Origin of the sequence: Janthinobacterium sp. (assembly GCF_031995485.1) — a bacterium.
In the GTDB taxonomy this organism is placed as follows: Bacteria; Pseudomonadota; Gammaproteobacteria; order Burkholderiales; family Burkholderiaceae_D; genus Janthinobacterium.
Genome location: NZ_DAMAGB010000001.1, coordinates 187,174 through 198,987, shown reverse-complemented (window position 1 = coordinate 198,987; position 11,814 = coordinate 187,174). Strand labels below are relative to the sequence as shown.

General features: G+C 58.3%; 18 protein-coding genes. 1 reads left to right on the top strand and 17 read right to left on the bottom strand.

All coding sequences use genetic code 11. The annotated features are described in order from the left end of the window. Nucleotide 1 precedes the first annotated feature (1 nt). From rplX to creB, 15 genes are all read right to left on the bottom strand, one after another. A complete protein-coding gene (rplX, locus tag RTQ46_RS00920; RefSeq protein ID WP_038497027.1) occupies nt 2-316 on the bottom strand; it encodes a 50S ribosomal protein L24 in 315 nt (104 codons plus the stop codon). A gap of 9 nt (nt 317-325) precedes the next feature. Beyond that, a complete protein-coding gene (gene rplN / locus RTQ46_RS00915) occupies nt 326-694 on the bottom strand; it encodes a 50S ribosomal protein L14 (RefSeq protein WP_008444317.1) in 369 nt (122 codons plus the stop codon). Between the two features lie 251 nt (nt 695-945). Continuing rightward, nucleotides 946-1,218 carry a 30S ribosomal protein S17 gene (gene rpsQ / locus RTQ46_RS00910; RefSeq protein WP_065310148.1) on the bottom strand — a complete coding sequence of 91 codons (273 nt, stop codon included), beginning with the start codon at nt 1,216-1,218 and terminating at the stop codon, nt 946-948. Further along, nucleotides 1,215-1,406 carry a 50S ribosomal protein L29 gene (rpmC, locus tag RTQ46_RS00905; RefSeq protein WP_071079768.1) on the bottom strand — a complete coding sequence of 64 codons (192 nt, stop codon included), beginning with the start codon at nt 1,404-1,406 and terminating at the stop codon, nt 1,215-1,217. Before rpmC ends, rpsQ begins: the two co-directional genes overlap by 4 nt. Before the next feature lie 12 nt (nt 1,407-1,418). Then, nucleotides 1,419-1,838: a 50S ribosomal protein L16 gene (gene rplP, locus RTQ46_RS00900; RefSeq protein ID WP_034753201.1), complete on the bottom strand. Its 420-nt coding sequence runs from the start codon at nt 1,836-1,838 to the stop codon at nt 1,419-1,421. A gap of 2 nt (nt 1,839-1,840) precedes the next feature. Then, complete coding sequence (rpsC, locus tag RTQ46_RS00895; RefSeq protein ID WP_092718261.1) at nt 1,841-2,665, bottom strand: 30S ribosomal protein S3; 825 nt, start codon at nt 2,663-2,665, stop codon at nt 1,841-1,843. Between the two features lie 9 nt (nt 2,666-2,674). After that, the gene (rplV, locus tag RTQ46_RS00890; RefSeq protein WP_170840583.1) at nt 2,675-3,007 is read right to left on the bottom strand and encodes a 50S ribosomal protein L22; all 333 of its coding nucleotides are present in this window, start codon (nt 3,005-3,007) and stop codon (nt 2,675-2,677) included. After that, entirely contained in the window at nt 3,004-3,279 is a 276-nt protein-coding gene (gene rpsS / locus RTQ46_RS00885) for a 30S ribosomal protein S19 (protein WP_008444295.1), read from the bottom strand. Before rpsS ends, rplV begins: the two co-directional genes overlap by 4 nt. A gap of 10 nt (nt 3,280-3,289) precedes the next feature. Then, complete coding sequence (gene rplB, locus RTQ46_RS00880) at nt 3,290-4,117, bottom strand: 50S ribosomal protein L2 (protein ID WP_065310150.1); 828 nt, start codon at nt 4,115-4,117, stop codon at nt 3,290-3,292. Then, entirely contained in the window at nt 4,117-4,434 is a 318-nt protein-coding gene (gene rplW, locus RTQ46_RS00875) for a 50S ribosomal protein L23 (RefSeq protein ID WP_010394398.1), read from the bottom strand. Before rplW ends, rplB begins: the two co-directional genes overlap by 1 nt. Further along, entirely contained in the window at nt 4,431-5,051 is a 621-nt protein-coding gene (gene rplD, locus RTQ46_RS00870) for a 50S ribosomal protein L4 (RefSeq protein WP_312434005.1), read from the bottom strand. The genes rplW and rplD overlap by 4 nt, the downstream gene beginning before the upstream one ends. Before the next feature lie 3 nt (nt 5,052-5,054). After that, a complete protein-coding gene (gene rplC, locus RTQ46_RS00865; protein ID WP_010394393.1) occupies nt 5,055-5,711 on the bottom strand; it encodes a 50S ribosomal protein L3 in 657 nt (218 codons plus the stop codon). A 214-nt stretch (nt 5,712-5,925) separates the two neighbouring features. Continuing rightward, entirely contained in the window at nt 5,926-7,335 is a 1,410-nt protein-coding gene (gene creD / locus RTQ46_RS00860) for a cell envelope integrity protein CreD (protein WP_312434004.1), read from the bottom strand. A gap of 81 nt (nt 7,336-7,416) precedes the next feature. Next, nucleotides 7,417-8,838: a two-component system sensor histidine kinase CreC gene (creC, locus tag RTQ46_RS00855; protein WP_312434003.1), complete on the bottom strand. Its 1,422-nt coding sequence runs from the start codon at nt 8,836-8,838 to the stop codon at nt 7,417-7,419. Nucleotides 8,839-8,842: 4 nt separating this feature from the next. Beyond that, a complete protein-coding gene (creB, locus tag RTQ46_RS00850) occupies nt 8,843-9,565 on the bottom strand; it encodes a two-component system response regulator CreB (RefSeq protein WP_312434002.1) in 723 nt (240 codons plus the stop codon). A gap of 208 nt (nt 9,566-9,773) precedes the next feature. On the opposite strand from creB, the gene RTQ46_RS00845 reads away from it, so the two are divergent. After that, nucleotides 9,774-10,337, top strand: a complete 564-nt coding sequence (locus RTQ46_RS00845; RefSeq protein ID WP_312434001.1) for a tetratricopeptide repeat protein — start codon at nt 9,774-9,776, stop codon at nt 10,335-10,337. Between the two features lie 22 nt (nt 10,338-10,359). Here the strand turns inward: RTQ46_RS00845 and RTQ46_RS00840 are convergent, their stop codons facing one another. Further along, nucleotides 10,360-11,205, bottom strand: coding sequence for a DUF817 domain-containing protein (locus RTQ46_RS00840; RefSeq protein ID WP_312434000.1), 846 nt, complete (start codon nt 11,203-11,205; stop codon nt 10,360-10,362). A 149-nt stretch (nt 11,206-11,354) separates the two neighbouring features. Beyond that, complete coding sequence (gene rpsJ, locus RTQ46_RS00835; protein WP_010394389.1) at nt 11,355-11,672, bottom strand: 30S ribosomal protein S10; 318 nt, start codon at nt 11,670-11,672, stop codon at nt 11,355-11,357. Nucleotides 11,673-11,814 lie beyond the last annotated feature (142 nt).

The window sequence follows — 11,814 nt, the reverse complement described above, 5'->3', positions numbered from 1 at the left end:
CTTAAGCCTTCACTACTTCGCCGGAGGATTTAAAGACGCGGACTTTTTTACCGTCCACTTCTTTGAAACCCACGCGATCTGCCTTGCCAGTCGCTGCATTGAACAATGCAACGTTGGACACGTGAATTGGCATGGTCTTATCGACGATACCACCAGTTACGCCAGTCATCGGGTTTGGCTTGGTCGCTTTTTTAGCGACGTTGATGCCATCAACCACGATATGTTCAGCATCGATACGCTGCTGCACCACACCACGTTTGCCCTTGTCTTTCCCGGTCAGAACGATGACTTCGTCGTTTTTACGAATCTTATCCATTACGACTCCTTACAGGACTTCCGGTGCCAGGGACACGATTTTCATGAACTTCTCAGTACGCAGTTCGCGTGTGACAGGTCCAAAAATACGGGTACCGATCGGTTCCAGCTTGGCGTTCAACAGAACGGCGGCGTTGCCGTCGAACTTCACCAGGGAACCGTCTTGGCGGCGAACACCTTTAGCGGTGCGCACAACCACGGCGTTATAAATTTCACCTTTTTTGACACGGCCACGTGGCGCAGCAACCTTGACGGTTACTTTGATCACATCGCCAATGCCAGCATAACGGCGCTTGGAGCCACCCAATACCTTGATGCACATAACTTCCTTGGCACCGGTATTGTCAGCCACTTCGAGCCGGCTTTCAGTTTGAATCATAGTATTCTCTTTCCCAACTTAAGCCGAAGAATCCACACAATGTAGACCCGCGGTCAGTCTTGGTCCCGCCAGAGCCGCCCTGCTGGGCTTCACTGTTTGGGTGCATGACCTTCATACATCAACTGACCGCGGAGCTATGTCTGTGGCCAGACACTTTGCGGCGTTACATGAACGAAGCCCGCAAGTATTACATACAATTTGCGGGCCTGCAAGTACTAATTAAAAGCCACCGCCGAAACGGTGGTTTTTATTTAAACGATGGGTGCGGCTTGAACCACACGTGTCACCGTCCATGCCTTCGTTTTGGAGATCGGACGACCTTCCTGGATCTCTACCGTGTCACCGGCTTTGACCTGGTTGGTCTCGTCATGCGCGTGATACTTGTTCGAACGCATGATGATCTTGCCATACAAAGGATGTTTTACGTGGCGCTCGATCAGAACGGTAACGGTCTTGTCCATCTTGTCGGATACCACTTTACCGATCAGCGTGCGCTTGAGCGACTGTTTCACTGGTTCGTTCATTTGGCTTCCTTCAGATTCATTACCGTCTTCACACGCGCGATATCGCGGCGTACCTTCTTGAGCTGCGAAGTGTTGCTCAGCTGTTGCGTAGCGATTTGCATACGCAGGCCGAACTGTGCCTTCAACAAGTCATTCAGCTCTTTTTGCAGAGCTGGCTGGTCTTTGCCGCGGAGTTCAGTTGCTTTCATATCCAACTCCAATTATTGGCCAACTTGGCGGATGACAAACGTCGTCGCCAGTGGCAGTTTAGCGGCGGCAAGACGGAAAGCTTCCCGTGCCAGCGCTTCATCAACGCCATCCATTTCGTACAGTACTTTACCTGGCTGAATTTCAGCGACGTAGTACTCAGGATTACCTTTACCGTTACCCATACGGACTTCAGCCGGTTTGTTCGAAATCGGTTTGTCCGGGAAAATACGGATCCAGATACGGCCACCGCGCTTGATGTGACGCGTCATTGCACGACGCGCCGCTTCAATTTGACGCGCAGTGATACGACCGCGCGCAACGGCTTTCAGACCGAATTCGCCAAACGACACGGCGGTGCCGCGGCTGTGCGAAATACCGGTGTTACGGCCTTTCTGCTCTTTACGATACTTTCTGCGTGCTGGTTGCAGCATGATTATTCTCCTGCTTTCTCAGCGGGTGCTGCTGCGGCGGCCGGTTTAGCGGCGGTACGCACACGTGCACCTGGTGCTGTGGATGGTTTCGCACCGGCACCGGCTGGACGCGGGCGGCCAGCTGGCTTGCCATCGTCACGGCGTGGACCGCGGCTCTTCTTCTCGTCAGCTGGGGTATCGATGACTGGTGCATCGCCGTTAGGCGCGCGGTCACCTTTGTATACCCACACCTTGACGCCGATAATGCCGTACGTGGTCGATGCTTCGCTGGTACCGTAGTCGATATCGGCGCGCAGGGTATGCAGAGGCACGCGGCCTTCGCGGTACCACTCTTTACGTGCGATTTCGATACCGTTCAGACGGCCGGACGACATGATCTTGATACCGAGTGCACCCAGGCGCATTGCATTTTGCATTGCACGCTTCATGGCGCGGCGGAACATGATCCGTTTTTCCAGCTGCTGCGAGATCGAATCGGCGATCAGTTGCGAATCGATTTCCGGCTTGCGGATTTCTTCGATGTTCACGTGAACAGGCACGCCCATGATCTTGGTCAGCGCCGACTTCAGTACTTCGATGTCTTCGCCTTTTTTACCAATGACCACGCCTGGACGCGAGCTGTAGATCGTGAAGCGCGCGTTCTTGGCAGGACGCTCGATAACGATGCGGCCAACCGAAGCGTTCTTCAGTTTCTTTTTCAGGTAAGCACGTGCTTTCAAGTCTTCGTTCAGCATGGCAGCGAAATTGCCGTTGCCTGCATACCAGCGCGAAGCCCAGTTACGGGTGACCGCCAGACGGAAACCGGTTGGATGAATTTTCTGACCCATCGTGGCTCCTTAGTTACCGACAGTCACGTAAACGTGACAGGATTGTTTCGAAATACGGTCGCCACGGCCTTTTGCACGCGCGGTGAAGCGCTTCAGGACCGGGCCCTTTTCGACGTAGATCGTTTTCACGAACAGTTCGTCGATGTCCGCGCCGTCATTGTGTTCCGCATTGGCGATTGCCGATTCCAGAACACGCTTGATGATCGCAGCACCTTTTTTCGGGCTGAATTGCAAGATGTTGAGTGCAGCGTCAACTTTCTTGCCACGGATCAGGTCAGCAACCAGGCGACCTTTTTGGTCGGACAGGCGCACACCTTTGAGGATAGCTTTGGTTTCCATTATTTCTTAGCCTTTTTGTCAGCTGCATGGCCCTTGAACGTACGGGTCAGTGCGAATTCGCCGAGCTTGTGACCAACCATGTTTTCGGAAACATAAACCGGCACGTGCAGCTTGCCGTTATGAACCGCGATCGTCAGGCCGATAAAGTCAGGCATGATTGTCGAACGACGCGACCAGGTTTTGATTGGCTTTTTGTCTTTGGCAGCTTGCGCGGCTTCAACTTTTTTCACCAGGTGGGCGTCACAGAACGGCCCTTTTTTCAATGAACGTGTCATGTGCTACCCCTTATTTCTTGCCGCGGCGCGAGACGATCATGGAAGTAGTACGCTTGTTGCTGCGTGTCTTCTTACCTTTAGTCTGTTGGCCCCAAGGCGAAACTGGATGACGACCAGCTGCTGTTTTACCTTCACCACCACCGTGCGGGTGATCGACCGGGTTCATGACCACACCGCGAACGGTAGGACGAACACCGCGCCAGCGCATCGCACCAGCTTTACCGATTTTACGCAGGCTGTGTTCGGCATTGCCGACTTCACCCACGGTTGCACGGCACTCGATGTGCACGCGACGGACTTCACCCGAGCGCAGGCGCACTTGAGCGTAGGTACCTTCACGGGCCATCAGCACGACGCCGGCGCCGGCGGTACGGGCCATCTGGGCACCTTTACCTGGCAGCATTTCGACGCAATGCATCACGGTACCGACTGGGATGTTACGGATTGGCAAGCAGTTACCCGATTTGATCGGTGCTTCCGAACCGTTCATCACGCTGTCGCCAACGGACATGCCTTTGGTTGCGATGATGTAGTGACGTTCGCCGTCGGCGTAGCACAGCAGAGCGATATTCGCGGTGCGGTTTGGATCGTATTCGATACGTTCCACTTTCGCTGGAATACCATCTTTGGTGCGCTTGAAGTCGATCAGGCGATAGTGTTGCTTGTGACCACCACCGATATGACGGGTGGTGATGTGACCGTTGTTGTTACGACCAGCGGTCTTGGATTTCTTTTCAACCAGGGCAGCGAACGGACGACCTTTGTACAGGTCCGGGTTCACCACCTTTACCATGCCGCGACGGCCTGGCGAGGTTGGTTTCATCTTAACGAGTGCCATTATGCAGCCTCCTCGGAGAAGTTGATTTCCTGGCCAGGTTTCAGGCACACGAAAGCACGCTTGGTATGGTTACGACGGCCGTTGAACTTGCCGGTGCGCTTCTGCTTGCCTTCGCGGTTTGCAGTTTGCACGGACAGGACTTCGACCTTGAACAGCAGTTCGACTGCTGCCTTGATTTCAGGCTTGGTTGCATCCGGCAGTACGCGGAATACAATTTGCTCGTTCTTTTCCGCGACCATGGTGGCCTTTTCGGAAATCACGGGCGCCAACAGCACCTTCATCAAGCGTTCTTCGCTATGTTTCAAAATCGCGCTCATGCCAGCATCTCCTCAATCTTGGCCAGTGCAGCTTTGGTGACCAGGATCTTCTTGTAGAACACCAGGGACATCGGGTCTGCGTGACGTGGCTCGACGACGAGTACGTTCGGCAGGTTGCGCGATGCCAGTTCCAGGTTTTCGTTCAGAACGTCGGTGATGATCAGAACCGAATCAAAGCCCAGGCCGTTCAATTTTTGCGACAGCAGCTTGGTTTTTGGCGCGTCGATCGTCAGATCGTCGATGACGACCAGGCGCTCTTCGCGAGCCAGCTGCGACAGGATCGAGCAGACACCTGCGCGATACATTTTTTTGTTCACTTTGTGGGTGAAGTTTTCGTCAGGCGAGTTCGGGAAAATCCGACCACCGCCGCGCCACAGTGGCGACGACGACATACCAGCACGAGCGCGGCCGGTACCTTTTTGGCGCCATGGCTTTTTGGTCGTGTGGTGAACTTCTTCACGGTCTTTTTGCTTGCGGTTACCGCTACGTGCATTCGCCTGATAAGCGATCACGACTTGGTGGATCAGCGCTTCATTGTAATCACGGCCGAAAATTTCATCAGCAGCGACGACGTTGGAGCCGGCTTGACCTTGCGCATTCAGAAGCTTGAGTTCCATCGTTTAAGCTCCCTTCTTGGCTTTGGTTTTGATGGCTGGCGAGACAACTACCTGGCCATTTTTCGCGCCTGGAATCGCGCCTTTGACCAGCAGCAGCTGACGGTCGGCATCGATACGGGCGATCACGAGGTTCTGGATCGTACGGTTAACGTCACCCAGATGACCGGTCATGCGCTTACCAGGGAAAACACGACCTGGATCTTGCGCCATACCGATGGAACCTGGAACGTTGTGCGAACGCGAGTTACCGTGCGTTGCACGGCCAGAAGCGAAGTGGTAACGTTTGATAACGCCTGCATAGCCTTTACCGATGGTAACGCCTTGCACGTCGATCTTTTGACCGACTTCGAACAGGGAAGCAGCGACAACATCGCCAGCTTTCAATTCGGCGGCTTTAGCAGCATCAACACGGAACTCTTTCAACAGAGTACCGGCTTCAACGCCAGCTTTAGCATGATGACCAGCAACAGCTTTGGTCACGCGGGAAGCGCGACGTTGACCGAATGCGACCTGAACAGCGGAGTAACCATCTGTTTCAGGGGTTTTGATTTGCGCAACACGGTTGTTCGATACGTCCAGCACGGTGACAGGAATCGAATCCCCTTCGTCCGTGAAAATGCGCATCATACCAACCTTGCGACCGAGAAGGCCTAGGCTCATTTTTTCTCCATTCCCACCTGCGATTGGGCGGGGCTTGTTTAACTACAAATAACGTAGGACTCAAAAAGGACGAATCCATACCGAAGCCGGCTAGTATATAGCACAAAAACCCTTGACGCAACAAGTTAACACGAGGTATGTCAAAGTGTTGTTGTGCGCCTCGCGGCAAGTTGCCGGCATTGCCGCGAGGGAGCGCTAAAGTACCATAAATCCTCTAGTCATGCGCCTTTGCGGGCGATACAGCAACACCTTTTCCCACCTGATACCAGTCGACCTTGCGCGTCACCACCATCACGGCGGCCAGCACGGCAAACAGCAGGATGCTGCCCATGATGAGCGCATTGTTTTCCGAGTTCAGCAGGCCATACAGCGCGCCGTACAACGCCGTCAGGGCCACGCCAAAGCCGATCGCCCGCCCCGCGCTGCGCAGCACGTAGGTCAGGTAAAAGCTGGTCAGCACGATACAGGCGGCACTGGCAATCACATATGCCATCCAGAAGGCGATATGTTCGGCCAGGCTGACCAGCAGCAGGAAGAAGATCACCAGTGCCAGGCCCACCAGCAGATACTGCACCGGGTGGATCGGCAGGCTTTTCAGGATTTCAAAGATGAAAAAGGCGGCAAATGTCAGCGCCACGAACAGCAGGCCGTATTTGGTGGCGCGGTCCGACTGCGAATACACGTTGACGGGCTCGATGAAGCCCACGCTGAAGCGGTCGACCTGGCCCAGCGGCGCGCTGTCGGGCACCTTGAATTCGCCTTCGATGCTCGAGAGCTGGGTTTGCGCATTCGAGGCCAGCGACGAGATGTCCCACTCGACCTGGAAACCCTGGGCATTGATCTGGCGATATTTCGGCGATGGCAGGAAGCGCCCGCCAAACTGCGGATGCGGCCAGTTCGACTTCATGCTGACCTGGTTGTTCTTGGCCACCGGCACGAAATGCTGGCGTTCGATACCGCTCAGGCCCAAGTCGAAGCTGAACTTGACCTGCTGCGCGGCCACCAGCGGCATGGCGCCTAGCGGCGCGTGCAGGCCGCTGCGGAAGGCAAACAGGTTGGTGCCCTGCTCGAATTCGATCTGGCGCCCGCCCCAGTCGATTTTCGGGATATTGCGGATGCCGCGCACGTCCTCGATCGACAGCGCAATGAAGGGCTGGCCGACGGCGATGCGCGCCTCCGGCGTCTTGCGCGGCAACTGCTCCAGGCCTGGCACCGTGAAGTCGCCCTTGAACGCATGCTGGCCGCTGTAGACCAGCACCTGGTGGATGCCGCGGTAGCGGCGGTCCGTGTCGATGGTGCCCGTCTGCAGCAGGTTGTTCGGGTACACCAGCAGGCGGCGCTGCATCACGCGCCGCTGCACTTCGGTGCGCGCCGGCACGCTGCTTTTCTGGTCCTTGTCGGCGGCGATCTCGACCCGCTCGTCATACTGTTCCACATAGGGAATCACGAGGATGGGGCCGATGATGGTTTGCTCGCGCACGGAATCGGCGGCAATGCTGTCGACCGCTTCCTGGCGGAACTGCATGCGTTCCTTGATGGTCTCCTGGATCATCAGCAGTGGCAGGCCGATCAGCAGCATCAGGCCGAACACGATCAGTGCCTTGATCAATAACGTTTTTTGCATGGCGCATTCCTTATGGGTAAGGCGGCCAGTCTAAAAAATCCATGTGCGCTGATGATGCGTTCTGTGTGAAGCCGGCAAATTTCAGGCGATGGGCAGGCGCAGGCGCGCCATGGCGCCGCCTTCCGCATGGTTGCCGACTGTCACCGTGCCGCCGTGCAAGGAGGCCACTTCGCGCACGAACGGCAGGCCCAGGCCCGTGCTCTTGCCGGCATGGGGGCGCGGCAGCGAATAGAAGCGCTCGAATACGCGCTCCCGGGCGTAGGCGGGAATGCCCTCGCCACGGTCGCGCACGCTGATCTCCACGCCCTCCCCCTGCTGGCGCGCCTGCAGGTCGATGCGGCTGCCCGGCGGCGCAAAGCCGATCGCGTTGTCGAGCAGATTGCCCAGCGCCTGGCGCAGCAGCAAGGCGTCGCCGGCGAGCGCCGCGTCGATGCACTGCACATCGAGCACAACGCCGCGCGCGGCCAGGCTGGCGGCCGCATCCTGCGCCACCTGTGCCAGCAGCGGCGCCAGCGCGATGCGTTCGGGCTGGTCGAGCCGCTGCTGCTTTTCCACCCGCACCAGGGCCAGCAGCTTGTCGATCAGCTGCCGCTGGCGCGCATTCTGCTCCAGGATATTGCCCAGAAAGCGTTCCCGCTCGTCGGCCGGCATGTCTTCCTGCAGCAGCTCGGCCGAGGCCTGGATGGCGGCGATCGGGCTTTTCAGTTCATGCGTCAGCGTATGCATCAGCTGCTCGACGTATTCCTTGCCCTCCAGGCGTGTGCGCATGGCGTCCAGCGCGCGGCCCAGGATGCCGATCTCGCTGTTGCCCAGGGCCGGCAGCGCCACCTTCCTGCCCGCCTCCACCGCGCTGATATAGTCCATCAGCTTGCCCAGCGCATGGTGCAGCCACCACGCAAACGCCAGCCCGATCAGGAGCGACAGCAGCAGCAGCACGGCGCCGCGCTGCAGGATGATGCGCTGGCTGCGCTCGACAAACGCCTGCACGCTGGCATTCGGCTTGGCCACCGTCAGCACGCCGATGATGGCGTCGCCGTCGCGGATCGGCGCGGCCACATGCATCACCGTCGACATATCCTCATCGGGAATCGAACGCGTGCTGCGCGCGCCGTATTTTCCCTGCAGGGTCAGGTACACATCGTTCCAGCGCGAGTAATCCTTGCCCACGTCGCGCCCGCTGGTATCGAACAGCACCATCCCATGGCGGTCGGTGATGTAGATGCGGTAGTCGAGCGTTTTCTTGCGCACGCCATTGATATTGACGTCGATGGCGCGCTGCGCGTAATGCTGCATGCGCTGCAGCACCACGGAATCGTCCAGCCTGCCGTCGCGCAGGTCGGCGGCCACCAGCGCGGCCAGCAGCTGCGAGGTGTCGACCAGCGTGTCTTCCAGCGTCGAGCGCACGCCGGGCTTGACCTGCTCCATGAAGACATTGAGCAGGAACCAGGCGGCCAGTCCCACCACCAGGAAGTAGCCGCACAGGATGCGCAGGCCGATCTTCATGCGTTCACGCGCCTGCCAGGCTGTAGCCGAGCCCGCGGTGCGTCTGGATCGGCTCCTCCTGCGCATCGATGGCGCGCAGCTTGGCGCGCAGGGACTTCACGTGCGCGTCCACCGTGCGTTCGAGCGTGTCGGACGCACCGCTCCAGACGCGCTCCATCAGCTGCGTGCGCGACAGCACGTGGCCGGGCGATTCCAGCAGGGTTTTCAGCAGCAGGTATTCGTAGCGCGTGAGGTCCAGCGGCTGGCCGTGGAACAGCACGCGCGCTTCCAGGGCGCGCAATTCAAACTTGGGGGTGCCGGCGACTATCGGCTTGCCAGCGTCGGCAGGCGGCTGGGGCGGCATGGTCGCCGCTCGGGCGCGGCGCAGGATGACGCGAATGCGGGCTACCAGCTCGCGCGGGGAGAACGGCTTGGTAACATAATCGTCGGCGCCGATTTCCAGGCCGACGATGCGGTCGATTTCATCGCTGCGGGCGGTCAGGAAAATCACCGGCACGTCCGAAAACTGGCGCAGCTGGCGGCACGCTTCCAGGCCGCTCATGTCGGGCAGGCCGATATCGAGCACCACCAGTTGCGGCGCAGCGCCCGCTTCGCTGCTGCGCATGACAGCCAGCGCCTGCTCGCCGAGCGTCACATGGCGCGGCACAAAGCCATCGGTGCGCAGGGCGTAGGCGATGCTGTCGGCAATCGCCTGTTCATCTTCGACGATCAGGATGGTTCTGGACATGACAAGGCCATAGCAAAGAATAAAGACGGAGTATCACTGACGCCGGCAGGCAGCGTCAATCTGGCAGCCGGTGGCGTACGTGCGATGGGCCGTGTGGGCCAGCTCGCACAAGCTTGCAAATAAATGCTCACAGTAAATTAGTTATAGTATATTCATCAGAGGCTTCCCAAGAGATACACCCTGTGTCCACCGCCCGTACGAGGAAATCATGAAGACAACCACCATCAGCCTGTTCTGCGCCGCCAGCCTGCTCGCCGCCTGCACCACCACCACTCCTGATCCATCGCCGGCGATTGCCGCATCCAGCGTGCAGCACGACGCCTGCAATGCCGCCGAACTGAAGGGCCAGCTGGCCGAAGCCGAACTGGCCTGCAAGCAGGCGCTCGACAGCGCCATCAAGGCTGGCGCGAAAGACGAGTTGTTGTCGCAGCGCCAGTACAACCTGGGCCGCATCAAGCGCCTGCAGGGCAAGCATGTGGAAGCCGAAGCACTGTACAAGCAGGCGCTGGCGACCGAAGAAGCGGCCCTGCCGCGCAGCGATGCGCGTATCGGCCGGCGCCTGGTGGAACTGGCCTCGGCCTTGTCGGCACAAGGCAAATGGCAGGAAGGTTCCGTCTACCTGGAACGCGCGCTGCCGCTGCTGCATAAATTGTCCGACACCTCGCGCACCTATTCGGCCGAAGTCTTGGGCCAGTATGCGAAACAGCTGCAGGGCGGCCCGCAGGCAGCGCTGGGCCGGCGCTTCCAGGAAACCATCGTTACACTGAAATAAGCAGCGGCAGCACGTCGCCGGCCTAGGCGCGGGCGACGTGGATGCTGTGCTTGATGTGTTTCAGCTGCGCGACGATGGTAAACGTCATCACCACCAGCAGCGACCACGAGCTCCATTTGCTGACATGCACGGCCGACCACGCACCGAGCTGGTTCGGATAGCGCCACACGCCCCAGAACGTGCTGATGTTCTCGGCCAGCCAGATAAAAAAACCGATCAGCACGAACGCCAGCAGCAACGGCATGCCGCGGTCGCGGTCGAGCGGACGGAACACCACCGTGGTGCGCGCATACAGTCCCAGCGCGCAGGCCGCCAGGTACCAGCGGTAGTCGCCGATGTAATGGTGCGTGAAGAAATTGGCATAGATCAGCACCGCAATCAGCACCCCCATCCAGTACGGCGGATGGTGGCGGACGCGCAGGTCGAACAGGCGCCAGGCCTGGATGATGTAGCTGCCGACGGCCGCGTACATGAAGCCGGAAAACAGCGGCACGCCGAACACCTTGGTGTAGGCAAAATCAGGATAGCTCCAGGACTGGATGCTGCCCGACACCTTGAACACTTCCAGCGCAAAGCCGACCAGATGGAACAGGCTGATTGCCTTGAGCTCATCCCAGGTTTCCAGCTTGCTCCAGACCATGGCAGCCTGGATCGCCAGCGCCGCCACCAGCAGCACGTCGTAGCGCGGCAGGCCCAGCAGCCCTGCGCGCGGCACTAGGAACACGGCGGAAAAGAACAGCGCGACGAACAGGCAGGCCCTGGCCTCCTTGACGCCGAAATACGCGAATTCGATAAGGAAACGCGGCCAGCCGCGCAGGCCGCCGCGTGGTGCCGCATTGAGCAGGTGGGTGTCGAGTGTGTTAAGCATGCGGCAACTTTAGCGTCCGTCCTGCGCACTGTACAGCGTTATTGCCATGAAAAGACGGCCATAAAAAAACCGGGCCAGTTCGATCACGAACAGGCCCGGCTCTTAGTCAGCTGGCGGCCCGGATACCCTGGCCACCGCTTTAAAATCGATTATTGCAGTTTGATTTCAACATCAACACCAGCTGGCAGGTCCAGCTTCATCAGTGCGTCAACGGTTTTGTCCGTTGGGTCAACGATGTCCATCAGGCGTTGGTGCGTACGGATCTCGAACTGATCGCGCGAAGTCTTGTTGACGTGCGGGGAACGCAGCACATCGAAACGCTGAATACGGGTAGGCAGTGGTACTGGGCCTTTGACGACAGCGCCGGTGCGCTTCGCGGTTTCAACGATTTCCAGAGCGGACTGGTCGATCAGTTTGTAATCGAAAGCCTTCAGGCGGATACGGATTTTCTGGTTTGGTGCCGACATGATATTTCCTTAAAAGAACGAACCGCACAATGTGCACGGCAATGAGGTAATACGGGAATTTTTGACATAACAACCGTCAGGGTCGACATGATAGCACCAAAATGCTTGCCTACCCCGGCAGTTGATTAAAAAGAAGGGCGCC

Excerpts from the sequence above, each read along its gene's own strand:
- rpsS (WP_008444295.1), bottom strand. The coding sequence starts at position 3,279 with ATGACACGTTCATTGAAAAAAGGGCCGTTCTGTGACGCCCACCTGGTG.
- RTQ46_RS00845 (WP_312434001.1), top strand. The coding sequence starts at position 9,774 with ATGAAGACAACCACCATCAGCCTGTTCTGCGCCGCCAGCCTGCTCGCC.
- creB (WP_312434002.1), bottom strand. The coding sequence starts at position 9,565 with ATGTCCAGAACCATCCTGATCGTCGAAGATGAACAGGCGATTGCCGAC.
- rplP (WP_034753201.1), bottom strand. The coding sequence starts at position 1,838 with ATGCTGCAACCAGCACGCAGAAAGTATCGTAAAGAGCAGAAAGGCCGT.
- rplB (WP_065310150.1), bottom strand. The coding sequence starts at position 4,117 with ATGGCACTCGTTAAGATGAAACCAACCTCGCCAGGCCGTCGCGGCATG.
- rpsQ (WP_065310148.1), bottom strand. The coding sequence starts at position 1,218 with ATGAACGAACCAGTGAAACAGTCGCTCAAGCGCACGCTGATCGGTAAA.
- rplW (WP_010394398.1), bottom strand. The coding sequence starts at position 4,434 with ATGAGCGCGATTTTGAAACATAGCGAAGAACGCTTGATGAAGGTGCTG.
- rplC (WP_010394393.1), bottom strand. The coding sequence starts at position 5,711 with ATGAGCCTAGGCCTTCTCGGTCGCAAGGTTGGTATGATGCGCATTTTC.
- rpsC (WP_092718261.1), bottom strand. The coding sequence starts at position 2,665 with ATGGGTCAGAAAATTCATCCAACCGGTTTCCGTCTGGCGGTCACCCGT.
- rplD (WP_312434005.1), bottom strand. The coding sequence starts at position 5,051 with ATGGAACTCAAGCTTCTGAATGCGCAAGGTCAAGCCGGCTCCAACGTC.
- creD (WP_312434004.1), bottom strand. The coding sequence starts at position 7,335 with ATGCAAAAAACGTTATTGATCAAGGCACTGATCGTGTTCGGCCTGATG.
- rplX (WP_038497027.1), bottom strand. The coding sequence starts at position 316 with ATGGATAAGATTCGTAAAAACGACGAAGTCATCGTTCTGACCGGGAAA.
- RTQ46_RS00840 (WP_312434000.1), bottom strand. The coding sequence starts at position 11,205 with ATGCTTAACACACTCGACACCCACCTGCTCAATGCGGCACCACGCGGC.
- rpmC (WP_071079768.1), bottom strand. The coding sequence starts at position 1,406 with ATGAAAGCAACTGAACTCCGCGGCAAAGACCAGCCAGCTCTGCAAAAA.
- rpsJ (WP_010394389.1), bottom strand. The coding sequence starts at position 11,672 with ATGTCGGCACCAAACCAGAAAATCCGTATCCGCCTGAAGGCTTTCGAT.
- creC (WP_312434003.1), bottom strand. The coding sequence starts at position 8,838 with ATGAAGATCGGCCTGCGCATCCTGTGCGGCTACTTCCTGGTGGTGGGA.
- rplN (WP_008444317.1), bottom strand. The coding sequence starts at position 694 with ATGATTCAAACTGAAAGCCGGCTCGAAGTGGCTGACAATACCGGTGCC.